General features: G+C 64.4%; 23 protein-coding genes and 1 pseudogene. 13 read left to right on the top strand and 11 right to left on the bottom strand.

What is annotated here, in order from left to right; translation table 11 throughout:
- Window positions 1-182: 182 nt before the first annotated feature.
- Window positions 183-1,403 carry a Na+/H+ antiporter NhaA gene (locus EI545_RS01965; RefSeq protein ID WP_125323908.1) on the bottom strand — a complete coding sequence of 407 codons (1,221 nt, stop codon included), beginning with the start codon at window positions 1,401-1,403 and terminating at the stop codon, window positions 183-185.
- Window positions 1,404-1,632: 229 nt separating this feature from the next.
- Here EI545_RS01965 and EI545_RS01960 point away from each other — a divergent pair, with 229 nt between their 5' ends.
- The 6 genes from EI545_RS01960 (at window position 1,633) to EI545_RS01935 (ending at window position 8,233) form a co-directional block, all read left to right on the top strand.
- Window positions 1,633-2,217, top strand: coding sequence for a uracil-DNA glycosylase family protein (locus EI545_RS01960; protein ID WP_125323906.1), 585 nt, complete (start codon window positions 1,633-1,635; stop codon window positions 2,215-2,217).
- A gap of 4 nt (window positions 2,218-2,221) precedes the next feature.
- Window positions 2,222-3,007, top strand: a complete 786-nt coding sequence (locus EI545_RS01955; RefSeq protein ID WP_164517363.1) for an SseB family protein — start codon at window positions 2,222-2,224, stop codon at window positions 3,005-3,007.
- A 241-nt stretch (window positions 3,008-3,248) separates the two neighbouring features.
- On the top strand, window positions 3,249-3,713 hold the full coding sequence (gene rplM / locus EI545_RS01950; protein WP_125323904.1) for a 50S ribosomal protein L13: 465 nt from the start codon (window positions 3,249-3,251) through the stop codon (window positions 3,711-3,713).
- 2 nt (window positions 3,714-3,715) lie between these two features.
- On the top strand, window positions 3,716-4,198 hold the full coding sequence (gene rpsI, locus EI545_RS01945; RefSeq protein WP_125323902.1) for a 30S ribosomal protein S9: 483 nt from the start codon (window positions 3,716-3,718) through the stop codon (window positions 4,196-4,198).
- A gap of 91 nt (window positions 4,199-4,289) precedes the next feature.
- Window positions 4,290-6,173 carry an acyltransferase family protein gene (locus EI545_RS01940; protein WP_125323901.1) on the top strand — a complete coding sequence of 628 codons (1,884 nt, stop codon included), beginning with the start codon at window positions 4,290-4,292 and terminating at the stop codon, window positions 6,171-6,173.
- A gap of 164 nt (window positions 6,174-6,337) precedes the next feature.
- Window positions 6,338-8,233: an acyltransferase family protein gene (locus EI545_RS01935; protein WP_125323900.1), complete on the top strand. Its 1,896-nt coding sequence runs from the start codon at window positions 6,338-6,340 to the stop codon at window positions 8,231-8,233.
- Window positions 8,234-8,289: 56 nt separating this feature from the next.
- Here EI545_RS01935 and EI545_RS01930 read toward each other — a convergent pair whose 3' ends face one another.
- Window positions 8,290-8,505, bottom strand: coding sequence for a YjiS-like domain-containing protein (locus EI545_RS01930; protein WP_125323899.1), 216 nt, complete (start codon window positions 8,503-8,505; stop codon window positions 8,290-8,292).
- Between the two features lie 92 nt (window positions 8,506-8,597).
- On the opposite strand from EI545_RS01930, the gene EI545_RS01925 reads away from it, so the two are divergent.
- The 5 genes from EI545_RS01925 to EI545_RS01905 all read left to right on the top strand — a co-directional run bounded on the left by EI545_RS01925 (window position 8,598) and on the right by EI545_RS01905 (window position 13,326).
- Window positions 8,598-10,001, top strand: coding sequence for an aminotransferase-like domain-containing protein (locus EI545_RS01925; RefSeq protein ID WP_125323898.1), 1,404 nt, complete (start codon window positions 8,598-8,600; stop codon window positions 9,999-10,001).
- Window positions 10,002-10,138: 137 nt separating this feature from the next.
- Window positions 10,139-10,399, top strand: a complete 261-nt coding sequence (locus EI545_RS01920; protein ID WP_125323897.1) for a hypothetical protein — start codon at window positions 10,139-10,141, stop codon at window positions 10,397-10,399.
- A 160-nt stretch (window positions 10,400-10,559) separates the two neighbouring features.
- Window positions 10,560-11,423, top strand: a complete 864-nt coding sequence (locus EI545_RS01915; RefSeq protein ID WP_125323895.1) for an ABC transporter permease — start codon at window positions 10,560-10,562, stop codon at window positions 11,421-11,423.
- Window positions 11,420-12,229, top strand: a complete 810-nt coding sequence (locus EI545_RS01910) for an ABC transporter permease (RefSeq protein ID WP_125323894.1) — start codon at window positions 11,420-11,422, stop codon at window positions 12,227-12,229. Before EI545_RS01915 ends, EI545_RS01910 begins: the two co-directional genes overlap by 4 nt.
- A 23-nt stretch (window positions 12,230-12,252) precedes the next feature.
- Window positions 12,253-13,326 (top strand): ABC transporter ATP-binding protein, encoded by a 1,074-nt coding sequence (locus tag EI545_RS01905; protein ID WP_174258184.1) that lies wholly within the window; start codon window positions 12,253-12,255, stop codon window positions 13,324-13,326.
- Window positions 13,327-13,568: 242 nt separating this feature from the next.
- Here EI545_RS01905 and EI545_RS01900 read toward each other — a convergent pair.
- The 8 genes and pseudogenes from EI545_RS01900 to EI545_RS01865 form a co-directional block, all read right to left on the bottom strand.
- Window positions 13,569-14,182, bottom strand: a pseudogene (locus EI545_RS01900) (TetR/AcrR family transcriptional regulator).
- On the bottom strand, window positions 14,179-15,051 hold the full coding sequence (ppk2, locus tag EI545_RS01895) for a polyphosphate kinase 2 (RefSeq protein ID WP_125323891.1): 873 nt from the start codon (window positions 15,049-15,051) through the stop codon (window positions 14,179-14,181). The pseudogene EI545_RS01900 and the gene ppk2 overlap by 4 nt, the downstream one beginning before the upstream one ends.
- Window positions 15,052-15,093: 42 nt before the next feature.
- Complete coding sequence (locus EI545_RS01890) at window positions 15,094-16,011, bottom strand: alpha/beta fold hydrolase (protein WP_245990236.1); 918 nt, start codon at window positions 16,009-16,011, stop codon at window positions 15,094-15,096.
- Window positions 16,001-16,918: a homoserine O-acetyltransferase MetA gene (metA, locus tag EI545_RS01885; protein WP_125323889.1), complete on the bottom strand. Its 918-nt coding sequence runs from the start codon at window positions 16,916-16,918 to the stop codon at window positions 16,001-16,003. The genes EI545_RS01890 and metA overlap by 11 nt, the downstream gene beginning before the upstream one ends.
- Before the next feature lie 51 nt (window positions 16,919-16,969).
- Window positions 16,970-17,830 carry an ATPase gene (locus EI545_RS01880; RefSeq protein ID WP_125323888.1) on the bottom strand — a complete coding sequence of 287 codons (861 nt, stop codon included), beginning with the start codon at window positions 17,828-17,830 and terminating at the stop codon, window positions 16,970-16,972.
- A 104-nt stretch (window positions 17,831-17,934) separates the two neighbouring features.
- A complete protein-coding gene (locus EI545_RS01875) occupies window positions 17,935-19,032 on the bottom strand; it encodes an outer membrane protein transport protein (protein ID WP_125323887.1) in 1,098 nt (365 codons plus the stop codon).
- A gap of 81 nt (window positions 19,033-19,113) precedes the next feature.
- The gene (locus EI545_RS01870) at window positions 19,114-20,022 is read right to left on the bottom strand and encodes a DMT family transporter (protein WP_216842474.1); all 909 of its coding nucleotides are present in this window, start codon (window positions 20,020-20,022) and stop codon (window positions 19,114-19,116) included.
- A 46-nt stretch (window positions 20,023-20,068) separates the two neighbouring features.
- Window positions 20,069-20,473, bottom strand: coding sequence for a hypothetical protein (locus tag EI545_RS01865; protein ID WP_125323886.1), 405 nt, complete (start codon window positions 20,471-20,473; stop codon window positions 20,069-20,071).
- A 109-nt stretch (window positions 20,474-20,582) separates the two neighbouring features.
- Between EI545_RS01865 and EI545_RS01860 the strand changes: the two genes are divergently transcribed.
- A complete protein-coding gene (locus EI545_RS01860; protein WP_125323885.1) occupies window positions 20,583-21,287 on the top strand; it encodes a nitroreductase family protein in 705 nt (234 codons plus the stop codon).
- A 62-nt stretch (window positions 21,288-21,349) separates the two neighbouring features.
- Here the strand turns inward: EI545_RS01860 and guaA are convergent, their stop codons facing one another.
- Complete coding sequence (gene guaA, locus EI545_RS01855) at window positions 21,350-22,924, bottom strand: glutamine-hydrolyzing GMP synthase (RefSeq protein WP_125323884.1); 1,575 nt, start codon at window positions 22,922-22,924, stop codon at window positions 21,350-21,352.
- A gap of 219 nt (window positions 22,925-23,143) precedes the next feature.
- Here guaA and EI545_RS01850 point away from each other — a divergent pair, with 219 nt between their 5' ends.
- Window positions 23,144-24,685, top strand: a complete 1,542-nt coding sequence (locus tag EI545_RS01850; RefSeq protein WP_125323883.1) for a trimethylamine methyltransferase family protein — start codon at window positions 23,144-23,146, stop codon at window positions 24,683-24,685.
- Window positions 24,686-24,733 lie beyond the last annotated feature (48 nt).

The following is a 24,733-nucleotide window of genomic DNA, read 5'->3' as shown; positions in this document are numbered from 1 at the left end:
CCCTTCCGGCGATTCCGTCACGCGGCCCGGCCGAGGGCATCTTGGAAACAGGCGCACAGGAATCTGGCGCACGGGCCCTCGGTCAGGCAACGGTCTATGGTTGCAACGGTTAACATCCGGTTTGTGTCGTTTAAAGGGCCGAGTGGTGGAGAGGGCGAGGAGAAGTCCGGGCCAGGGTCCCGTCAGCGGGGCTCTGCGAACCGGCGCCGGGCGAGGAGAAGGGTCAGGGGACCGGCGAACAGGCTGAGGGCAAGGCCAAGGCGCGCGGCCTCTTGCATCGCGCCGCCGGGCAGGGCGCTGTCAAGGGCGAGGACCGGCACGGTAAAGCCCATGGCCATGATCCCGGCGATGGCAAGGATGTCACGCAGGTGGATCCCGTGAGGCAGGCGCAGGCCAAGGCCTGCGGCCAGCCCGATGCCGATGACCAGCATCCCCAGCGGTCGCCCCAGCCACAGGGCCGCAAGGACGCTGAACGTGGTGGGGGCCATGGCCGACAGGTCCACGCCACCCCGTGTCAGCCCGAACAGGAACAGGACAACGGTGAGTGGCCAGATCATCATATGTGCCAGCCGGTTGAGGGGGTCGTGGAGCAGCTCCTCAACCTCGGCGAACAGGCCAAAGCTGCGGTCGGTATGGGCAATGGCGGGGATCACGGGCAACAGACCAAGTGCCCCCGGCAGGCCGGCGGCGACCATCCCGGCCCAGGACAAGACCCCGGCGACGACATAGGGCCACAGGTGCAGCCGGGCGCGGCGGGTGCGTTCGGGCGCATCCGGTGCCGGGGCGCGGCCAAAGGCCCCCCAGACCGCCAGCGTCGCCGCCAGCGGCAGCAACAGCCAGACCGGCCGCAGGACCGCAAGCGGCTGGGTCAGCCCGAGGATCAGCAAAGCGAGGATGTCGGTGGCAATCGTCAGCAACAGCAGAAGATGCAGCGCCGGATGGCCCGGACCGAAGACCCGCCGCCCGACCAGATAGCAAAGCACCACATCCGTCCCAAGCGGCACTTGCCAGCCGGTGGCAAAGCCCGCCTCTTCCGCGGTTTCGATGACCGCTGCCGTCACGGTCCACAGACCCGCCGCCCCGGCCATGCCGCCAAGCGTCAGGCCAAGCGGCAAGATCGCCTGCCGGCCCTTGAGTGCGCCGCGTTCGAGGATCAGCGCCTCCCACAGCTCTTTTCCGAGAAAGAAGAAGAAGAGCGCCATGAAGGCTTCGGCGATCAGCGTCAGGGGGGTCAGGCTGACCGGCATCGGCGCAAGCCAGGGGGGAAGGTCAAGGTCAAGCAGCCGCCATTCGATGCTGTCGTAGTAGCTGGCCGGGGCGAGATTGACCCAAAGCGTGGCGATGGCGGCCCCCCCAAGCAGGGCGCGGGCAAAGCGGGTGACAAAGGGCGAGACACGATACATGGGGTGAACCTGACGAACGGCCGGCAACCCGGCGCTTGGCCCATTTGACCGGGTTTTGTGCGTGCTGCAATGGGCTGGTGGAGGGTGGTCTGCTTGGCTGGCCCCGGAGGGCTTCGCGCCCTCCGGACCTCCCGCGGGATATTTTGCAGAAGGGAAAGGGTTGGGGCGTAGGTTTCAGGGCGGGCAGGGGTGGGTTGCGGTTGCCGGGCGGGCGCGGCAGGGTTCGTGCATGGGGTTGGTCGAGGATATCCGGGCGTGCCGATTGTGCGCCGAGCGCTTTGCGGCGACCGCGACGGGACATGCGCCGCGTCCGGTGGTCTGGTTTCAGCCCGGTGCGCGCCTGTTGATTGCCGGTCAGGCCCCCGGGGCACGGGTGCATGAAAGCGGGCAGCCTTTCACCGACCGGTCGGGCGACCGGTTGCGCGACTGGCTGGGGCTGTCGGAGGCTGAGTTTTATGATCGGGGGCGGGTTGCAATCGTGCCGATGGCCTTCTGCTTTCCGGGCTATGATGCGAAGGGCGCGGATCTGCCGCCGCCGCCAGTTTGCGCCGCGACATGGCGTGGGCAGGTGATGGCGGCGCTGGGCGATGTTCCTCTGGTGCTCGCGGTGGGCGGTGCTGCGATCCGCTGGCATCTGGGCGCGCGCGATGTGACGGCAGCCGTGGCGGATTGGCGCGGTTACGCGGCGCGGGGCGTGATCCCCTTGCCGCATCCGTCTTGGCGGAATACGGGCTGGTTGCGACGCAACCCGTGGTTCGAGGCAGAGCTTTTGCCTGTGCTGCGCGCGCATGTGCGAGAGGTGATGGATGTCTGACGTGGTGACCTTGCTGGATGCCGCCCATGCGGCGGTGTCGGCGGACCCTGATAACGAAGCCTTGCGCTTGCGGTTCTATGAACGGCTGGCCGATGGCGAGATGATCCTGCTGCTGGAGCGCGAAGCCGTTGGCGAAGCGGTGGAGCCGCGCGTCTTCGAGATCGAGGGGGGGCCGGTGGTGCTGGTCTTTGACCGGGAAGAACGGCTTGCGTCATTCTCTGGCGGGATCGCGCCCTATGCGGCACTGCCGGGGCGGGTGATTGCCGGGATGCTGAAAGGGCAGGGGATCGGGCTGGGGGTGAACCTTGGGGTGGCCCCGTCCTCCATGTTGCTGCCCGCCGAGGCGATGGACTGGCTGGCAATGGCGCTGGAGGGCGAACCGGAAGCGGCTGAGGCGGTGCCCGAGCGGTTTGTGGTGCCAAAAGTGCCCGAAGCGCTGGTGACGGGGCTGGATGCCAAGCTGGCCAAGGCCGGGGGGCTGGCGCTGTCTGCGGTGCTGGCCGGAGTGGTCTACAAGGGCGGGCGGCGTGGGCATATCCTGGCCTTTGTCGACGCGATGCCGGGGGCCGAGGCGGCGCTGGCGCGTGCGGTGCGCGAGGCGCTAGTGTTCTCGGGCCTTGAGGCGGGGGAGCTGGACGTGGTGTTCCTGCGGTCGGCCGATGCTGCGGTGGCGGCGCTGGGGCGGGTGGGCTTGCGCTTTGATCTGCCGGAACCAGAGGTGCCGGAGGGTGGGGCAACCCCCGGCGCCGCCCCCGGGATGGACCCCGCGCGCCCGCCAAAGCTGCGATAGGGCTGGCGCGGGCCTAGGCGCCCCTTGGTGCGGTTTAGTGGCAAAGGGCGAGAGCCTCCGGCGGGAGTATTTGGAAAAGAGCAAGCCGTTTTGGTGGGGTAATATAATACCGTTTGTTTAAGCTATTGTTTTGGATTGGATATATGTTGCGTGGCGGGGTTGACGCGGTAGGGGGCTTCGGCGATAAGCCAGCATCCGAATTCGGGGGCCTGTGCCCCTTTCCATTCTTACGGGACACGCCATGAAAACCTTCACCGCTACCCCGGCGGACATCGACAAGAAGTGGATCCTGATCGACGCCGAAGGCGTTGTTCTGGGCCGCCTTGCCACGATCGTCGCCAACATCCTGCGCGGCAAGAACAAGCCGACCTTCACCCCCCACATGGACATGGGTGACAATGTCATCATCATCAACGCCGACAAGGTGCAGATGACTGGCAACAAGCGCAATGACAAGGTCTACTACTGGCACACCGGCCACCCGGGCGGCATCAAGCAGCGCACGGCCAAGCAGGTGCTGGAAGGCAACCACCCCGAGCGTGTCGTGGTCAAGGCGGTCGAGCGCATGATCACCCGCAACCGTCTTGGTCGTGTGCAGATGACCAACCTGCGTGTCTATGCCGGTGCCGACCACCCGCATGAGGCGCAACAGCCGACCGTTCTGGACGTCAAGGTCCTGAACCCGAAGAACACCCGGAGCGCGTGATCATGGCCGATATCAAATCTCTCGATGACCTGAAGTCGGCTGTCGGTTCGGCGCCTGCTGCAGTTGAAGCCGCCCCGCGCGTTGCGGTGCGCGACAAGCTGGGCCGCAGCTATGCCACCGGCAAGCGCAAGAACGCGGTCGCCCGCGTCTGGGTCAAGCCGGGTTCCGGCAAGGTCGTGGTCAACGGCAAGGAAATGGCGGTCTACTTCGCCCGTCCCGTGCTGCAGATGATCCTGAAGCAGCCGTTCACGGTTGCCAATGTCGAAGGCCAGTTCGATGTCTTCGCCACGGTTGCTGGCGGTGGCTTGTCCGGTCAGGCCGGTGCGGTAAAGCACGGCATCTCGAAGGCGCTGCAGCTTTATGAACCCACGCTGCGTCCGGCGCTGAAGGCGGCAGGCTTCCTGACCCGCGACAGCCGTGTTGTGGAACGCAAGAAGTACGGCAAGCCGAAAGCGCGCAAGTCGTTCCAGTTCTCCAAGCGCTGATCCGACATATTTTCCTGCAAAGGCCCGCCCGATTGGCGGGCCTTTCGCATTGAGTGCTGCCGGGGCTTCCCCGGAAAGGGGAGCGCGGGCGATGCACAAGGCCGTTGGCTACCGGGCCGAGATTGATGGTCTGCGCGCTGTCGCGGTGTTGACGATCCTGCTGCACCACGCCGGGGTGCCCTGGCTTCCGGGCGGGTATCTTGGCGTTGACATGTTCTTCGTCGTCAGTGGCTTTGTCATCACCCGCCTGCTGGTGGCCGAACTGGACAGCGGAACGTTTGATGCCGCCGCTTTCTGGCGGCGCCGGGTGCGGCGCATTCTGCCGCCGTTGGTCGTTCTGCTTGCCGTTGTCCTGACCGCCGCCTGGGGGATGATGTCGGCACGGCAGATGGAAGACTTCCTGCCGGTCTTTCTGGGGGCCACGGCGATGGTGCCCAACATCGTGCTGTGGGATCAGGTGGGGTACTTCAGCCAAGTGGCCAAGATGCGGCCCCTGCTGCATCTGTGGAGCCTTGGGGTGGAAGAGCAGTTCTATCTGCTTTACCCGCTGTTGCTGGCCGGTCTTGCCGGACTTGGATTGCGATCACGTGGGCGGGTCTGGGCCTTGTGGGCGCTGGCCCTTGCCAGCCTGACGCTGGCCGGAGCCCTTGTGGTTGTCGCCCCAAGCGCCGGGTTTTACCTGCTGCCCTCCCGCGTCTGGGAGTTGCTGGCCGGGGCTCTGGCGGCGTTGAGCCTGTGGCATCCGGGCCTGCGGGCGCGGCAGGTCTGGGCGTTGCTGGGGCTGGCCCTGATGCTGGTGCCGATGCTGGTCTACGAGACGCGCAGCCCGGGGCCTGCGACTGTGCCGCCAATCCTTGGGGCGGCCTTGTGCCTGATGGTGGCGCGGCCCGATACCTGGGTGGGCAAGGGGCTTGCCTTGGGGCCGATGGTGGCCGTCGGCAAGATCAGCTTTGGCGCTTACCTCTGGCATTGGCCGCTGCTGGTCTTCACGCGGATCCATATGGCTGAGGAACCCTCGCTTGCGCTGAAACTTGGGCTGATGGCGGTGGCGCTTGGGCTTGGCTGGGCCAGTTGGCGGTTTGTCGAAGCGCCGTTCCGGCGGGCAGAGCGGCCGGTCTTTCCCCGGTTCGGCATCGCTGTGGGTGTGGCAAGTCTGGCCGGTCTGGCCACGATCGGCGGCGCAGTCATGCTGGCCGAAGCGCGGGATTGGCGGCGGTTGGACTGGCCCGGCTATTCCCCGTCCGCCATCCGCGCCATAGAGGTGGAGCGTGGCATCCTTGTGCGCAGCAAGATCTGTCATCTGGGCGATGAGTCCGTGCCGCCGGGCCCCTTCATGGCGCAATGGGCCTGCGGGCAGCCAGACGCGACGGGGCAGGAAATCTGGCCCGTGGGTGTCTTTGGCGACAGCATCGGGTCGGACTTTGCGATGGTCCTGCGCGCGACGGGTCGCAACCCGATGCAGATGACCGGCTTTGGCTGTGCGCTCTTGCCGGATCGGATGCGGCCGGAGTGCCGTGAGATGGCGGAGCTGTTTCGTGCCACCGCGAAAGCGTCGGGGATCAGGACGGTGATCCTGATCAACCGGTGGGAACCGGCCGAGCTGACGCCGCAAGCGCTGGTCGATCTGGAACTGTGGTGGGGCGAGGTGTTTGACACCGTGGTCCTAGTGGCACCCTTGCCGCGGTTTGCGGAACTGGAAGAACGGCTGCTGCGCTGGCCGCGTGACCGGGTTGCGGGACTGCAGCCGGACTTTTCCGAGCGCGAGGCCTTCTTGCGCGCGCGGTCGCGGGTGCAGGGATCAGAGATGCGGGTGATTGATGCCGCGGCACTGTTCTGCGGCGCGCGTCCCGGATGTTCGCCCTTGGGGGAAGGGCCGTTGCTGCTGGACGGGTCAGGCCACCTTACGCCCGAGGGCGCGCGCCTCTATGGCCAGGCGCTTGAGGCGAGCGGTGATCTTGACGGGATGGTGCCCTGACCGCGGGGTCGGGGCGGCGGTCAGATTCAAAGAAATGGATTTGTTGTGCCAAGCCCGCTAGTAAGGCGGCAGTGCTTGGTTGCAGGGTTTTGTCGCAAATCCACTATCGGCTGTGGCGGGACTTCATCCTCTATGGCAGGCAAAGTCGTACGAGGTGTTGATCCGTGCAGTACCGGAGAGAGATTGACGGGCTTCGCGCTGTAGCCGTCCTTCCGGTCATCCTATTCCACGCAGGGTTCGGCGCGTTTCCCGGGGGCTATGTCGGCGTTGACGTGTTCTTTGTCATCAGCGGCTACCTGATCACGCATATCCTGATTGATGAGGTTGACCGCGGCACATTCTCCATCCTGCGGTTCTATGAACGCCGGGCGCGCCGGATCTTGCCAGCGCTGTTTGCGGTGCTTGCGGTTTGCATTCCCTTTGCCTGGATGTGGCTGCTGCCGGAACAGCTTGAGGATTTCGCCGCCAGCGTCGCATCGGTTCTGGTGTTCCTGTCCAACATCTATTTCCTTAGCCAAGTCAGTTACTTCGCCCCTGCCGCCGAACTTCAGCCCCTGCTGCATACCTGGAGCCTGGGGGTCGAGGAACAATACTATCTGCTGTTCCCGCTGATCGTGGCACTGGCGTTGCGGGCTGGCTTGCGCCGGTTGTTCTGGGTCACGCTGACCCTGACGCTGGCCAGCCTTGCGCTGAGCGAGGTTGGCAACCAGATGGACGCCGGGCGGAATTTCTTCTTCACCCTGTCGCGGTTTTGGGAACTGGGCGTCGGGTCACTTTGCGCGGTGATCACGGTGCGTCATCCCGGATTGCGCAATGGGCCGTTGGCTGCCCTAGGGCTGGCACTGATCCTTGCGGCGGTGTTCCTGTTTGACAGCGACACGCCCTCGGCCGGGGTGTTCACGCTGATCCCGGTGGGCGGGGCGGCGTTGATCGTGCTGTTCTGCCGCGCGGATACGATGGTCGGGCGGGTGCTGTCCCATCCGGCCCCGGTGGGGATTGGCCTGATCAGCTACAGCGCCTATCTGGTGCATCAGCCGCTGTTTGCCTTCACGCGCATCCGCAGCTCGGAAGAGCCGGGGTTGGTTCTGCTGACGGTCCTATGCCTTGCATCGCTTGCCTTGGGATGGCTGAGCTGGCGTTTTATCGAACGTCCGTTCCGGGGGCAGGGGGCGGTGGTCTTTCCCGACCGCAGGGTCTTTGGCGGCGTGTTTGCTGCGATTGCCGCCGGATTGATGGTGACGGCGGTTACGATCTATCAGGCCGAGGGCTATCCGGGCCGGGTGGCCGAGCGGTTTGCGGGCGACATTGGCAACGATCTGTTCTACCGCGCTTCCGAAGAACGCTACTTTCCGTGCACCCCGGAGTCTCTGCGCTTGGACGCGCCGACGTTCGAGCGACGCCCGAGATGTTTTCAAAGTCAGGAAGACAAGCCCGTGACCGTTGCCGTCATAGGCGATTCTCATGCCGAGCATCTGTTCGCGGGGGTTGCCGGGGGGCTGCCTGACAGTGTCGTGGCGATCTACCTGCAGGATGCGGTTCCCTTTCGCAGCGACCCGAAAATGCAGGCCATCTACGCCGAACTTGCCCGCAACGCGCAGCTTGAGGCCGTGGTTTTCGCCATGCACTGGCCGCGGCGCTTTGTCGAATTTGACGACCCCGCGGCCTTCCGGGCCGAGTTGGAGGACACGCTTGGCTATCTGAAGTCGCTTGGCGTCAGCGTCATCGTCGTGGGGGATCTGCCGTGGTTCGCCTCGGAACCGCCGCCCTGCAAGTATGAAGTCGTGGCGCAGAACCAGCGCTATTGCACCGTGGAACGGTCGGATGCGCGCGAGGAGCAGCGGGTTTACGGGCCGATCCTGGCCGAGGTGACGGGCGCGCTGGACATTCCGCTGGTCCCGGTGCGTGACCTGTTGTGCGACGGCGACGCCTGTTCGATGGTGCGCGACGGGGTGATCCTGATGCGCGACAGCAACCACCTGAACATCACCGGCGCGGAACTGGTTGGGTCACGGGTTGCAGCCGAGGTTCTTGCCGCGCTGCGCACCCGCGCTGCCCCATGAAAAAAGGGCCGGGAGGTTCCCGGCCCAGTCAGGGGTAAGGTCAGGATAGGGCGGGGTCAGGGCCGCCAGAAGGGCTTGGCGCTTTCCTGTGCGGCCTGTTCGAGGTCGATCCCGATGTCGCGCAACAGGTGGCTGTCCAGACGGGCCAAGAGCGCGCGGTCCCGACGGCGGGTCAGGGCGGCATTTACGATGGCCAACAGACGCGCGACCGGGTTTTCGATCCGGGTCAGGGGCCGACGCAGGGGAAGGGCTTTGGTCTGAGTGCGGGGCATCGCTGCCTCCTGTGTTTTTGTATTGATACAATGCCGGTGATCTTGTAGGCACAATGTAGCAATGTCGCACAATGAGTCGCCAGAGGATTATTGTGACTGATACAAGTTGGGCGCCAGATCTGAGTCAATTTCCGGGGCCGAAGTACCTCGCGCTTAGCCGGGCGCTGCGGGATGCCATCCGTGGCGGCGATCTGCCGCCGAATTCGCAACTGCCGACGGTGCGGGATCTTGCGTGGCGGCTGCACTTGACCCCTGGCACGGTGGCGCGGGCCTATCAGCTTGCCACGCAGGAAGGGTTGCTTGCGGCAACGGTGGGGCGTGGGACATTTGTGGCGGCACAATCGCCGCGGCTGGGGCCGACGCAGGCATTGTATACCGAACGGATCACCGGCGGGAACACCGGCCTTGTCGACCTTCGCCCGCCACAGGTGCCGGAGGTTGGTCAGACGCAGGCGTTCCGCGCAGCCTTGCTGGACATGGCTGGACAGACCGACTGCGGGTGGCTCGACTACACCAGCCAGATGGGCGAGGCGCCGTTGCGGGCCGAGATCGTCACCTGGATGGGCGACCGCATCCTTGGCCCGATCGGCCCGGACGATGTGGCGCTGACCCATGGCGGGCAGAACGCGATCAGCCTGATCTTCGATTGCTGCCTGCGGGGCGACCGCCCCGTCGTGTTGATCGAGGAACTGGCCTATCCCGGCTTTCGCTACGCCGCCCGTGCGGCCCGGGCCGAGGTGATCCCGGTCGAGATCGACAACGAAGGCATCGTGCCCGAGGCGCTTGAGGCGGCCTGCCGCCGCCATGGCGCGCAGGTGCTGTGCCTGACAACCGAGGCGCAGAACCCGACGACCGGGCGGATGCCGGTGAAGCGGCGGCAAGAGATTGCCGACATCGCCCGGCGCTATGACCTGCAAGTGCTGGAGGATGACTGCTATTCGGTGGCGGAAACCGACATCCCCTCCTTGCGCGCGCTGGCGCCCGAGCGGGTCTGGCTGGTCGGCAGCGTGTCCAAGACCCTGTCGGCCGCCTTGCGCTTTGGCTATGTCATCTGCCCGGCGGGCATGGGTGAAGCGGGACGCTTGACCGCGCAACACGGGTTCTTTGCCCTGTCGCGCCCGGTGTCGGACCTGATGCTGCATCTGTTCCGCTCAGGCGCGGCGGCTTCGATCAAGGCGCGGGTGCAGGCTGAATTTGCGGTCCGGCTGCAAAGTCTGGTCAACCTTCTGGGGGCCTATGACCTTGGCTGGCAGCCTGGGGTGCCCTTCGTCTGGCTGCGGATGCCAATAGGCTGGCGGGCCTCCACCTTCGTGCGCATGGCCGAGGCGCGTGGCGTGCTGGTTAGGTCCGCCGACGAATATGCGGTGGTGCATGGCCGCGCGCCGAATGCCGTGCGGATCGCCATCGCGGGCAACCTGTCGCGGGAGGGGTTCGAGGCGGCGATGCGTACGCTGGCCGACCTGCTGGCGCGGCCGCCATCGGACCTGTCAGTCTGACCTACAGCCAGGACGGGTATTCCCCACCTGTTGCACAACGGACTCGATCACGCGGAATTGCCAATGGCGGGAGTTGACCGATGGCCCTGACGTGACGGACACTCCGCCGCAGAGCAGATAAAAAAGAGAGCCCGAAAATGGGACTTCAATCCACCTTTCACGCGCCGCATGGCGGCGCGGATTTCCTTGGTTGGCGCAAGACGCGGACCGGAACCACCGAGATTGTGTACGACGATGGCGTGACGCGGCGGATGATCTGGCGCGTCGCCTCGACCGACCCCTCTGAGGCCCGGATTTCCGAGGCGCTGCGGGTGGCGGTCGGGTCGTTGCGCGTGATCCCGACCCTTTATGATGAGTTGAAAAAGCGGGCAATCGCCATCGAGCGTGTCGCAGGCTGACCGATCCGGCGGCATTGAGCGGTCTTGCCCCCATGCTTCGGGGTTGCTTTTGCATGGCGATGATGCACCTCTTGCCTAAAGCTGGGCAACGCGGCTAGTTTTGATCAAACGACAAGACTTGCATCGCGGGGAGAACTCCGTGGGCACACAAGGGGGCAAGATGGCGCAAACGCCGAATTCGGAAGCCAGGGCTGGCCTGAAGCTGATCAGTCCGACCGCCCTTTATGTGATCCTGCTGCTTGCCGTGCCTTTGGCGACGGTTCTGGTCTATTCGGTGATGACCGGCGCGCGGGGCAGCGTGTCCCTGCCGATCACCGCCGAAAACTACGCCGAACTGTGGTCGCGCCCGGTCTACGGCTACATCATGTTCAAATCGCTCATGGTGGCGCTGGTGGTGACCTTCGCCACGGTGCTGCTGGCCTATCCGGTGGCCTATTTCGTCAGCTTCCATGTGAAGCCGGAACGCAAAAGCCTGTGGCTGTTTCTGATCACCATCCCGTTCTGGACCAGCTACATCATCCGCGTCAGCCTGTGGTTCGTCATCCTTGGCTTTGGCGGGGTGCTTGATTCCGCATTGGCGGCAATCGGGCTGGAGCCGTTGAACGTCGCCAGCTATTCGATCCTGTCGATCATCATCGTTCTGGCGCACGCCTATGCGCCCTTTGCGGTGCTGCCGATCTTTGTCAGTCTGGAGAAGGTGGACCGCAGCCTGCTGGAGGCAGGTCAAGACCTTGGTGAAAGCCGCTGGGTCACCTTCCTGCGGGTGACGCTGCCCCTGTCGATGCCGGGGGTGATCGCGGCGGCGCTGATCGTCTTCATCCCGACGGTGGGTGACTATGTCACGCCGGAACTGGTGGGCGACGGCAAGGAGCCGATGATCGCCAACCTGATTGAAACGCAGCTGCTGAAGCTGAACAACTTTGCACAAGGGTCGGCCTTTGCCGTGGCCTCGATGCTGATGGTGGGCATCGTCAGCGTGGTCTTTGTGCTGCTCAACCGTCGGTTCATCGGGGGGCAGAAATGAAGAAGGCGCCTCTGCTGCGCAGCTACACGCTGTTCTACCTGCTGTTTCTGTATGGCCCGATCATCCTGTTGCCGATCTTTGCCTTCAACGACAGCCGGGTCGTGGCCTTCCCGCTGAACGGCTTCACGCTGCAGTGGTTCAACGAAATGCTGGCCGACCAGAACCTGCGCAATGCCGCGAAGAACAGCCTGATCATCGCGCTGTCGGTGGCGTCGATATCCACGGTGCTGGGGATCTTCGCAGCGCGCGCCTCGGTCCGCTACCGGTTCCCGGGGAAGGGGCCGATCCTGGGCATGGTCATGCTGCCCTTGGTCCTGCCCGAGATGATCGTGGCGATGGCGCTGCTGGTGGTGCTGCTGTCGATCGGCATTCCGCTGTCCCTGTTCACGGTGATCCTTGGGCAGGTGCTGATCTGTACGCCCTTTGCCGTGGCGATCCTGACTTCGGCCTTCCAGTCGCTGGACCGGTCGCTGGAAGAGGCGGCGCTGGATCTGGGGGAAACCCCGCTGTCCACCTTCCGGCTGATCGTGCTGCCGCTGGTGATGCCCGGGATCCTTGCGTCGTTCCTGATCTGCTTCACCATCTCGTTTGACGAATTCATCATCGCAAACTTCCTCGGCTCGGGTCAGCCGATCCTGTCGGTCTACATCTTCGGGCAGTTCCGTTTCCCGGCCAAAGTGCCATCCATGCTGGCGCTGGGGACGCTGCTTGTCCTGCTCTCGATCATCCTGCTTGGCATTGCCGAGTACTTCCGCCGCCGCGGCATCGCCAAGGCGGGTGGCAAAGATTCCGGAGGCTTCCTGTGACATTTTCTGACGACCGGCCCACGATGATCGAGTTCAAGGACGTCCATAAGTATTATGGCGATTACCACGCGCTGCGGGGCATCAACGGCACGATCCGGGCGGGGGAGTTCTTCTCGCTCCTCGGGCCATCGGGCTGTGGCAAGACCACGCTGCTGCGCACCATCGCCGGGTTCGAGGATATCTCCTCGGGTGTGGTGATGATCGACGGCAAGTCGATGGCCGGGGTGCCTGCAAACGTGCGCCCGACCAACATGGTGTTCCAAAGCTATGCGATCTTCCCGCATATGAGCGTGGCCGAAAACGTGGGCTTTGGCCTGCGCAAGGACCCGCGGTCCAAGGACGAAAAGGCCAAGGCCGTGGCCGAAGCGCTGGAGATGGTGGGGCTCAAGGGCTATGGCGCTCGGGCAGCCCATGCGCTGTCGGGCGGCCAGCGGCAGCGGGTGGCGTTGGCCCGCGCACTGATCCTGAAGCCGAAGGTGCTGCTGCTGGACGAACCGCTCAGCGCCTTGGACAAGAAGATGCGCGAACATATGCAGGTCGAACTGATCAAGCTGCAGCGGCAGGTCGGCATCACCTTCATCCTTGTGACGCATGACCAGGAAGAGGCGCTGGTCATGTCCGACCGGATTGCCGTGATGTTCGAGGGCGAGATTGCCCAATTGGCCGACCCCGAAACGCTGTACCGCCGCCCGGCCACGAAGAAGGTCGCGGATTTCATCGGCACGATGAACTTCATCCCCGCCACGATCCTGTCCGAAGCGGGCGACAAGGTCGAGGTGGACGCCAAGGGCCTGGGCCGCGTGGCGCTGGACATCTCGCAAGCGCCGCAGGCGGCGGGGGAAAGCCCGGTCGTGGGCCTGCGCCCAGAAACGCTGACGCTGCTTTACGACGACCAGAAGGCGACCGAACGCGAGACGGATGGCGTGATCGACGAGGTGATCTACTTCGGCGACATGACCTATTACGACGTCTACCTTGGCGGCACAGATGTGGAAGTCCGCCTGTCGATGCGCAACGTGCCCGGCCGCCCGGTGCTGGACGTGGGCACCAAAGTGCGGGTGGCCTGGAGCCCGTCAGCGCTGGTTCTCTTCCGCTGATGTCGCAAATCGCGCAGCCGCGCATGCGCGCGCGGCTGCAAGCCTTTGTCTCGCCTCTGGCGCAAGCGCCAACCGGCTCGGTTCTGCGCGCCGCGCGGGAGTATTTGGAAAAGAGCAATTGTGCTTGCTCTTTTTCAAATACTCTCAGGGGGTTTGGGGGCAGAATGCCCCCATCGGCTGAGGAAGCGCGCCCTGCGCGCTGACGAGGGGAAAGGCGTGCGGCGGCACGCCGCTCTGCAAGATCACCGGTCGGGGGGGATCAGGCCCAGGCCGCGCAGATAGATCCCGATGCCGGTTTCCAGCAGGTCTTCGGGGGCCCATGGTTGCGGGCCGCCATTGCCGCGCAGGAACAGCTCCACCACACCGTGGCTTGTGGCCCAGACATGGGCTGAGATCATGCTTGCCGGGGGCGCCGTTCCGCGGGCAGCGCCTTGGACAGATTGTCGGCGGCGCGGTCCATCGTTGCGCGGGCCTTGGACGAGACGCTGGCAAGGTCAGGATGCTGGCCCGGTTGCAGCCCGCTTTCGAACATCGCCTGATAGTGGCCCGGATATTTGCGGGCGAAGGCAAGGTAGGCGCGGCCGGTCGCTTCGAACGCCGCAAGGGCAGTGGGGCGGCCATCGTCATAGGCGTATTCCAGCAGGGCGGCGAAGATGTCAAAGCCCTGACGCGCAACCTCGGCCAAGAGGTCGTCACGCCCGGCAAAGTGCCGGTAGACGGCGGCGGGGGTCACATCGGCGGCCTTGGCGGCTTCGGACAGGGTAAAGCCTTGCGGGCCCTTGTCGACGATCAGCGCCAGCGCCGCCTCGACCAAGGCCTGGCGCAGGTTGCCGTGGTGATAGCCGCGCTTCATCAGTCTGGCTTGCGCAAATCGGGTCCGCCGCAAATCTTGTCGTCGATCTTGCCGATCGCCGCCTTGTCCTTGCTGGCGTAGTCCACGGCACTCAGCAGGGTCTGCACCGCCGCGATGCGGGCGCGTTTCTTGTCATCCGACAAGATCACGGTCCATGGCGCGTGGCCGAAGCTGGTTTTGGCCATGGTCTCGTCGATCGCGGCGCAATAGTCGTCCCACTTTGCCAGCCCGTCGACGTCGATCTTCGACAGCTTCCACTGTTTCAGCAGATCCGCCTCGCGGGCGAGAAAGCGGCGGAGCTGCTCGGCACGGCCGACCTCAAGCCAGATCTTCAGGAAGATGATCCCTTCATCGGCGATCATCTGTTCGAATTCAGGCAGTTGGCGAAAGAACTTCGTGCGTTCGGCCGGGGTGCAGAAGCCGAAAACATGCTCGATCATCGCACGGTTGTACCAGCTGCGGTCGTACAGGGCGATTTCGCCTTTGGCGGGGAACCAGTCGACGTAGCGCTGGAAATACCATTGCTGGCTTTCACGTTCCGTCGGTTTTGGCAGGGCCACGACATAGGCTTGCCGCGGGTTCATGTTTTCAGTCACGGCCTTGATAGTACCGCCCTTGCCCGCCGCATCGCGGCCTTCGAAGACCACGATCACCCGCTGGCCGGTGGTCTTGATCGCGGCCTGCATCTTGGCAAGTTCGATCTGCAGCAGGTCCATATGCTGGTCGTAGGCCTTGCCCTTCATCTCCTCCTGGTAGGGATAGGACTTGGTCAGGATGTCATCCTTGCCGGCCCCCTCGATGGCTTTGCGGACGGCGGCAGGGGCGCCTTCGCGGAGGTAGCGGCTGATGGCGCCGTCGAAAGGTAGGGTCATGTCGGCCTCCCGGTTTTGGCGCCAGTATGGCGATTGGGCCGGTCAGCGCAATGCGGCGCGGTCAATCGCGGCGATGACAGCCGCGCTGTGGCTGTGGTGTGGCATATGGCCTGCACCGTCGATCGTGGTCAGGCGCACGTTGGGCAAAAGCTGCGACAGCGGGCCGGAGTGGATGGTGAGCGGCACGATGGTGTCGGCCGTGCCGTGGATCAGTTCCACGGGCAGGGTGAGGGTCGGATAGCGCGGCTCCATCGTCACCAGTTCGGCGCGCAGGGCGTTGATCTGGGCGGTGTTGACGGCCAGTGACGGGCGGCGCAGGGCCATTGCGGTGCCAAGATGCGCCTCATACCCGGGGGGGACCGGGTCCGGGGCGAAGACAGCGGTGGTGGCGGCTGAGACATAGGATTGCGGCACGAAGGCCGATGCCAGCGGGATCACAAGCGCCCGCCCGACGGCGGTTGAGGTCAGGCGATACCAAGGATCAAGCTTGCCCGGCCAGGGCATCGAGGGGCTGCCCACCAGAACCAGCGCCCTTGGGCCGCCGTCCAGTGCCCAGGCCAAGGCGACCGCGCCGCCGTAGCTTTGGCCCAGCACGACGGGATCGGTCACGCCAAGCTGCGCGACGCCCGCTTTGATCACCCGCGCCTGCGCCAGAAGGCTGGTGTCCGGCAACGGGTCGGAATGGCCCAGACCGGGGCGGTCCACCACGATCACGCGGAACCGGTCGGTCAGTTGATCGCGCAGGGCAAAGGTCAGATCGCGCAATGACCCCGACGCGCCGTGGATCATCACCAAGTCAGGGCCGCTGCCGGCCATCTCATAGTGCAGGCGTAGGCCATCCACGGTGACGAACTGCCCGGTCGGAGGGTAGGCCGCCATCACCGCAGCCTCGCGCGCCGAGGCGCGCCACTGGGTGACGCCGGCAACCGCTACGGCTGCAAGCAGGAGGCTAGTGGCCAATCTCGGCAATCTCATATGGCGTGCTCTGGTATATCTCGTTGATCCAGTTGCCATATAGCAGGTGGGCGTGGCTTCTCCACCGGTTCAGGGGTGGCATCGCGGGATTGTCACCTTCGTAGTAGTTGAGCGGCACATTGATCGGCGTCCCGGCGGCGATGTCGCGGTCATATTCCTGTTTCAGCGTGTCGCTGTCATATTCGAAGTGGTTGAAGATATAGAGCGCGCGATGTGCGGCATCCTCAACCAGACAGGGGCCAACCTCGTCTGACCCGAGGAGGGTCTTCAGACCGGTGGCCTGATCGATCTCGGCCTGTTTCATCTCGGTCCAGCGGCTGACGGGGATCACGAAGTCATCGGAAAATCCGCGCAGATAGGGGGACGTCGGGCACAGGTTGCGGTGGCGGAAGCAGCCGAAGGCCTTGGCGGGCAGCATGTGTTTCTGCACGCCGTGGAAGTGGTTGATCATCGCCATCCCGCCCCAGCAGACGCCGAAGGTGGATTGCACGTTGGTCTGGGTCCAGTCCATCACCTCGCAGAGTTCGTCCCAATAGGTGACGTCCTCAAAGGGCAGGTGCTCGATGGGCGCGCCGGTGATGATCAGGCCGTCAAACTTCTGATCCTTCACCTCCTGAAACGGGCGGTAGAAGGCTTCCATATGCTCGGCGGCGGTGTTCTTGGTCTGGTGTTCGGACATGCGGATCAGGTGCAGGTCGATCTGCAAGGGCGTGGCACCGATCAGGCGGGCGAACTGGTTTTCCGTCTGGATCTTTTTCGGCATCAGGTTGAGCAGGCCGATCTGCAACGGCCGGATGTCCTGCCGTGCCGCCCGTTCGGGCGACATGACCATGACGCCTTCGTTCCGCAGAACGTCGAAGGCGGGCAGGGTCTCGGGCAGCTTGATCGGCATGTCGGGTCGGTTCCTTGAAGGGGGCGTAGGTATGCGAGGCTTCCAGCGGCTTCAAGCCTTGCGGTCGATGGCCCGGGCGATCAGCGCATCAAAGCCGGCGGCGTCCTTGACCATGGCCACCTCTTCCGCCGTGACGGACACCCCCCAGCGCGCCATCGCGGCATAGCGCGGCTGGCGGTGCGCAAGGGCGCGGGCATAGGTCCAGCGGACGAAGTGGTCGGGGTCGCAGGTTTCCTCGCTGACGGAATGGGTTGCGCGATATTCCTCCCACATCGCATGAAGAAAGTCCGGCTGGTAGTACATCGGCTTTGGCGCGCGGTCAAAGCGGCGGACAAGCTCGGCCGTGTGGTCATTTGACCCCTCGATCCAGACCAGCAGCAGTGTTTCGGACAGTTGCCGCATCACCGGGTCGGCCGCGTCATCGGGGTCCACCACCTCGCAGATCGAACCGGAGGTGTCGCAGACAAAGTTCGGATAGCCGTAGATTTCGTCCGCGCGTTCCATAAAATGGGCGGTGTCCAGCATCGCGGCAATCTCGGCCTGGCGGTGCTGATCCTGCCGCTTCATGTATTCGGCGAAGGGCACGCCCCCCTTGGCGGGATCGCCCGGCTTGCCAAGGTAGGTCGACAGCGGGGCCAAGTTGTTGAAGGTGATGTTTGACGCGATGTAGACGCTGTCAGTCATCAGAAGTTCGCGCAGCAGCGGAACCTTCATCGCCTCGCGCTTGAAGTTGTCAGCGATGAATTCGTTCATGTAGCGCGTGCCGATCCGGTAATCGACCGAATAGTGGAACCAAGACCCCTGATCGCGCAGCATGGTGGCCAGATGGGTCTTGCCCAAGCCCGACATGCCGTACAGGAGCACCCGCTTGCGCGGCGCGGCCAGATAGTCCTTGCCGGTCTGATGGATCATCGCGTCACCTCTTCGGCCCCCGTGTTAGCCGCGCCCATGGGCCAAGACAACGAAAAACCCCGCCCGGATGAAGGGGCGGGGTTTGGAGTGTCAGCCAGGCAGGATCAGAACGTATAGCCGACGCGGATGCCGACGCCGACGCCGCTGTTGCCTTCGAAGTTCGCGCCGATCGAGGTCGTCGCATCCCCGATGTCGACATAGCGGATGCCGCCGGTGATCTTCAGCTTGTCCAAGGTGTAGGTTGCGGCAAGGCCCACGCTGGCGAAACCATCGGTCGGGCCAAGGTTGCCTGTCACTTCGCCATCGGCGTCTTCATAGCCGACAGTGATGGCGCCGGACCAGTTTTCGTTGAACCGACGTCCGATGCCCAGATTGTAGGTCACCCGGTTGCTGGCATAGCTGACCAGCGGTTCGCCCACGACACCGGGGCCGCTGTAGATCGGGGGCGAGATGTCGAAGGCGGACCATTCAACCCAGCGGATCGACCCGAACAGCAGCGTGTCCTCGGCAATACCGGTCTGGAATTCCAGGTTCACCGATTGCGGCACCTCGGTCTCAAAAGACCCGTTCAGCGGAATGAGCGCCAGGCCGGTTTCGGTCGAATCCAGGTCGTGCGTGATGGCTGAATTGTAGGTCAGCGCGATGCGGGCGGCGATTTCCGGCTTTTCCCACGCGATGCCGACGACATAGCCGAAATCCATCTCGCGGCTGGTTTCAAGGCCATAGTTGGCCAGACCAAGGCCCGGTGCAATGATGTTCACCGTTCCCTTCACCGATTGCGCCCGCAGACCACCGATGACCGAGACGTTGTTTTCAAACCGATAGCGCATCAGACCGGTGATCGCGCTGGAGCTTAGGTCTGCGGTCGTGCCCTGCAGCGGGTAGCCGCTGCTGCGCGGATAGGACACGTCGGCGCCGATGGGCTGGTCAAGGATCAGCGCAAAGTCCAGATTGTCGTTGATCGCCATCTTGTAGCCAAAGCTGGCCGTATTGTAGGTCGACGACATGTCGCCCGACCGCAGCGCACCGCCGGGGCCAACGCTGCCGCTGACGTCGGGTGAGAAGGTCCCAAAGCTCAGTTCGGCATAGCGACCCTGTTCGAACAGGATGGCCACAGACTGAACCGACCGCTCGACCCCGCCTGCGTTTGCGGTTGTAACCGCTGCGGCCAAGGCGGCCGCCGATGTCAGTATGCGTTTCATTTTCCTCATCCCCGGATAAAGGATTTTCCCTGCACAGAACGCTATGTGTAGGGGTGACCCCGGTCAATCAATGACGCGGCGTCACGGTTTTGTGACGGAAATCGCCTGTGGCAAGGATGAGACGTTTCCCCGCAGGTTGATCCAGATCCCAAGAAAGATCAGCCCAGCCCCGACGAACAGCGTCGCCTCGACCGGTTCGGCGTAAAAGATCGCCCCGATGGCGGCGATGACGGGCAGGCGGGCAAAGTCCACCGGCACGACGGTGCTTGCAGGGGCCAGTGACAGGGCCGAGGTCAGGCACAGATGGGCCGTGACGCCCGCGATGCCGATCAGCGTCAGCCATGGCAGGGTGGCCAGCGTGGGCAGCGCCACTTGGCCGTCGGCCAACATGGCGACGGACCCGAACACCGCCTGCATCAGCGTCAGCCAGAACAGGATGCCGACAATCGCCTCGCCCTTGGTCAGGGCTTTGGTCATCAGCGTGGTGGCGGCAAAGAAGAAGGCGGCACCGGTCGCGGCCACGACGCCAAGGTCAAGCTGGCCGAAATCGGGCCTTGCGACGATCAGAATGCCGCAGAACCCGAAGGCCGCCGCCAAGAGCTTGCGGCGGGTCAGCTGTTCCCCCAGCACCAGCGGCGACAGCAGGATCACCCAGATCGGCGAGGTGAACTCCAGCGCGAAGACCTGCGCCAGCGGGATCATGGTGATCGCCCAGAACCACAGCGCTTGGCCGGAAAAGTGGAACACATTGCGCACTACGTGGCTGCCCAGCCGGTCGGTGCGGATCCGCCGCAACTGGCCCATGGCTGCTGCAACCGCCACAACAATCGCCCAGCCGATCATCGACCGATAGGCAAGGATTTCGAACGTGTCATGCGCGCCGTTGATCTGGCGCGTGGCCACGGCCATCGAAGAGAACGCCGCAATCGCCCCGATCATCCACAGGGCGGCGGCCAAAGGTCGGTGCGGGGGGCTGTCGGGCGTGCTCATCGCGCCAGACTTGCCGCCCGCCGCGACGTTTGTCCAGTGTGGCCGGTCAGCCCGCGGCAGTCCCGATCAAGCGGCAGAGTTCATTGCGCACCACGCGGTTCTGGGCGACCTGACCCTGCTGGATGGTGAAGATCGCCTCGATCGTCGTTTTTCCCGACTTTTCGGTGATGATGAAGCGCAATTCCTGCGGGCGGCCAGAGCCTGAGGTTTCCTGCAAGGCCGTCACCACACCTCCCGAGCGGCGGACGCGGGCATAGCCTTCGGCTTGCAGCCGCGCGGCGATGCGCTTGGCGGCAGTGGTCTGGCCCAGGCCCCGATAGGTTTCCTGCGTGCGGTATTCGATCTGGCTGAGCAGCGGCAGACCAAGGACGGCAAAGTTCTCCCTGCACCCGGCATGGGCACTGGTTGCCAAAAAACAGGCGATAAGCGTGGCGGGCAGGGTGTGGCGCATCTTTGGCCTCCATTGGGGTGACCGGCGCAGGACTAGCTTGGGCAGGGCAGGGGCGTAAGTCAGCTATTCCTTCCCAGACCTCATCGGGCCCAGTCGGGGGCTGGGGCCTGTGCACCGGCAAACAGATGGCCTGCGGCGGGCGACCATTGGCCTTCTGGGCTTTGCGACCTACCTCAACGTTACGGTTGTCGATCTGACGACCGACACGAAGGAACATCTGATGTCGCTTGATCTTGTCCGTGGCCGCCAGCCTGACCATCCGGTCGCGGAACAGTTTCTGTCGCGCTGGTCGCCGCGGTCATTCAGTGACCGTACGCTTGCCGAAGGCGATGTGCTGACCGTGCTGGAAGCCGCCCGTTGGGCACCCTCGGCATCAAACCATCAACCGGCGCGCTTTGTCTGGGCGCTGCGCGGCGATGCCGGATTTCAGGCGATCCATGACGCGCTGGCACCGTTCAACCGCGACTGGGCGGGCAGGGCGGCAGCGCTTGTGGTGGTCGCGTCAAAGGACTTTGCCATGGGCAAAGACGGCACGGAAGCGGCCAACCGCTGGGCCACGTTCGACGCTGGGGCCGCGTGGATGAGCATGGCCCTGCAGGCGCAGTCGATGGGTCTTGTCGCCCACGCGATGGGGGGCTTTGACGTCGCTGCCACGGCCGCTGCGGTGGCACTGCCCGAAGGTCACAGCCTGCATGCGGTGGTGGCCCTTGGCTATCAGGGCGCGGCGGAGCAATTGCCGGAAGGCCTGCGCGCGCGCGAAGTCGCCAGCCAGCGCCGGTCTTTGACCGAAACGGCGGTTCGTGGGCGGTTCTAGTCGGCTTCTGTGGCGACCTGCCGGAAACGGTCGGCAGGTCTAGCGCGACCGCGGGACGACGATCACTCCAGCTCGATCGTCCCCGGCGGCTTTGACGTGCAGTCATAGAACACGCGGTTGATGCCCTTGACTTCGTTGATGATCCTTGTGGCGGTTTCGCCAAGGAAATCATGGGTGAAGGGGTAGTAATCCGCCGTCATCCCGTCAACGCTGGTCACCGCCCGCAGCGCCAGCGCATAATCATAGGTGCGCCCGTCGCCCATGACGCCCACCGTCTTCATCGGCAGGATCGCGGCGAAAGCTTGCCAGATTTCATCGTAAAGACCGTGTTTCCTGATCTGGTCGATATAGACCGCATCGGCGCGGCGCAGGATGTCCAGCTTTTCGGTCGTGATCTCACCCGGGCAGCGGATCGCAAGGCCGGGGCCGGGGAACGGGTGACGGCCGATGAAGCTGTCGGGTAGCCCCAATTCGCGGCCCAAGGCGCGGACCTCATCCTTGAAAAGCTCGCGCAGGGGTTCGACAAGCTTGAGGCCCATCTTTTCCGGCAGGCCGCCGACATTGTGGTGGCTCTTGATCGTGACCGAGGGACCGCCACTGAACGAAACGCTTTCGATCACGTCGGGATAAAGCGTGCCTTGCGCCAGAAACTTCGCCCCCCCAACGGCGGTGGCGTGTTTCTGGAACACGTCGATGAACAACCGGCCGATGGTCTTGCGCTTGACCTCGGGGTCGGAAACCCCCTCCAGCGCGCCAAGGAACAGGTCGGATTCGTCGGCGTGGATCAGCGGGATGTTGTAGGTGTCGCGGAACATGCTCAGAACCTGTTCGGCCTCACCCAGCCGCAGCAGGCCGTGATCGACGAAGACGCAAGTCAGCTGGTCCCCGATCGCTTCATGGATCAGCACCGCGGCCACGGACGAATCCACCCCGCCCGACAGGCCGCAGATCACCTTGGCGTCGCCCACCTGCTCGCGGATCTTGCGGATCGCCTCTTCCCGGTAGGCGCCCATCGTCCAGTCGCCCTTGAAGCCGGCCAGACGCACGAAGTTTTCGTAAAGCTGCGCGCCCTTTGGGGTGTGGTGGACCTCAGGGTGGAACTGGACGGCGTAGAAGTGGCGGGTCGGGTCAGCGGTGATGGCAAAGGGCGCGTTGGGCGAGGTACCGTAGACGTTGAACCCCGGCGCGATCTTCGAGACGTGGTCGCCGTGCGACATCCACACCTGTTCCTGCGCCAGCGGTCCGGCCTCGGGCGGGAACCAGCCCGCCAGGAAGGGATGCGTCAGAGCGGTTGGCGTGACGAAAGCCTTGCCGAACTCGGCAGTGCCATGGCCGCCTTCGACATGGCCGCCAAGGCATTGCATCATCACCTGCTGGCCATAGCAGATGCCAAGGATCGGGACGCCCATGTCGAACACGCCCTTGGGCGGCATCGGGGCATTGTCCCAATAGACACTGGCCGGACCACCCGAGAAGATCACCGCCTTGGGGGCAAAGGCCTGAAGGAAGGCGTCATCCACGCGGTTGTAAGGGTGGATTTCGCAATAGACATTCAACTCACGCAGGCGGCGCGCGATCAGCTGCGTCACCTGGCTGCCGAAGTCGATGATGAGAAGACGGTCATGTGCCTGGGTCATGCGCCCGCGTAGCGCGAGGCTTCTTCCCGCGCAAGGGGTGGCAGAGGTCGGAATTGGGGGTTTCACACCCCCAAACCCCCGTGGAGTATTTTCCAAAGAGCAAATGCTGGTCGTTTTCCGGGGTGTCGCGTGTCGCTTTTGGTTCGCAGGCGACGGAAACGGGGCGCGGGGCGCAGCGGTTTGGCGGCATAAGGACGGCAAACCGGATCGGAGGCGGACATGAACGAAGTGGCAGGACGCAGGGCGCGCAGCGGGGGCGGGGCCACTCGCCGGGCCGAACGGACAGCGGTCAGTTTTGAAAGCGCCCGCTTCATCCAGCGCAACATCCCGAACTTCGAGATCCTGAACGAAGAGGCGCTGCAGATCATCGAATGGAACGCGGAAACGGTTCTGGAAGAGATTGGCGTCAACTTCGTCGAGAACCCCGGTGCGCTGGACCTGTGGCGTGCGGCAGGTGCCGATGTGAAGGGCGAGCGGGTGCATATCCCGCGCGGTCTGGCGCGGAAACTCTGCGCGACGGCCCCCTCCAGTTTCACCCAGCATGCCCGCAACCCGGAGCGTAACGTCGAGGTTGGCGGCCGTAATCTGGTGCTTGCCCCGGTCTATGGCCCGCCCTTCGTGCGCGATGCCGAAGGCGGGCGGCGCTATGCGACGCTGGAGGATTTCCAGAACTTCGTGAAGCTGGGCTACATGTCGAAATGGCTGCACCATTCCGGCGGCACGGTCTGCGAGCCGACCGACATCCCGGTGAACAAGCGCCATCTGGACATGCTGCTTGCCCACATGGTCCTGTCGGACAAGCCCTATATGGGGTCGGTCACCGAACCCAGCCGGGCCGAAGATTCGGTGACGATGTCCAAGATCCTGTTCGGCGACGCCTTCGTTGACCAGAACACGGTGATGACCTCCCTCATCAACATCAACTCGCCCCTGACCTTTGACGGCATCATGATGGGCGCGCTTGAGGTTTATGCGAAGGCCAATCAGGCGGCGATCATCAGCCCGTTCATCGTCGGTGGTGCCATGGCGCCTGTCACGGTGGCAGGCACGCTGACGCAGGTTCTGGCCGAGGTGCTGGCGGGCGTGGCCTATTCCCAGCTGGTGCGCCCCGGTGCGCCGGTGATCTTTGGCGCCTTCGTCACCTCGATCGACATGAACTCCGGCGCGCCGACCTTTGGCACACCCGAAGCCGCGCATATCACCTATGGCGCGGGGCAGTTGGCCCGGCGGCTGAACTTGCCCTACCGGTCGGGCGGCAGCTTCTGCGGGTCGAAACTGCCCGACGCGCAGGCGGCTTACGAGACGGCCAACAGCCTGAACATGGCGCTGCTGGCTGGGGTCAACTTCATGCTGCACGCCTGTGGCTGGCTGGAGGGTGGGCTGGTTTCCAGCTATGAGAAGTTCGTGATGGACGCCGACCAGCTTGGCACGCTGCACCATCTGGCGCAGGGCGTGATGATGGACACCAACGGTCAGGCGATGGACGCGCTGCGCGAAGTGGGTCCGGGCGGGCATTTCCTTGGCTGCAGCCACACCCAGTCGAACTTCAAATCGGCGTTCTGGCGGTCGGACCTCTTCGACTACAAGCCCTTCGAGACCTGGGCCGAGGAAGGCGCGCGCGACACGCAGGCACTGGCTGCCGAGCGGGTGAAAAAGCAGCTGGCAGACTACCAGCCGCCCGAGATCGACCCCGGCACCCGCGAGGCGCTTGAGGCTTTCGTTGCCACCCGCAAAGCCGCCGTGCCCGACGCCTTCATCTAAGAACGACTGCAGTCATCACCGGAAAAGGGGCGGGGTTCCGCCCCTTTT

The organism is Tabrizicola piscis (assembly GCF_003940805.1).
Classification (GTDB): domain Bacteria; phylum Pseudomonadota; class Alphaproteobacteria; order Rhodobacterales; family Rhodobacteraceae; genus Tabrizicola; species Tabrizicola piscis.
This window is presented reverse-complemented; position numbering and strand designations above follow the sequence as displayed.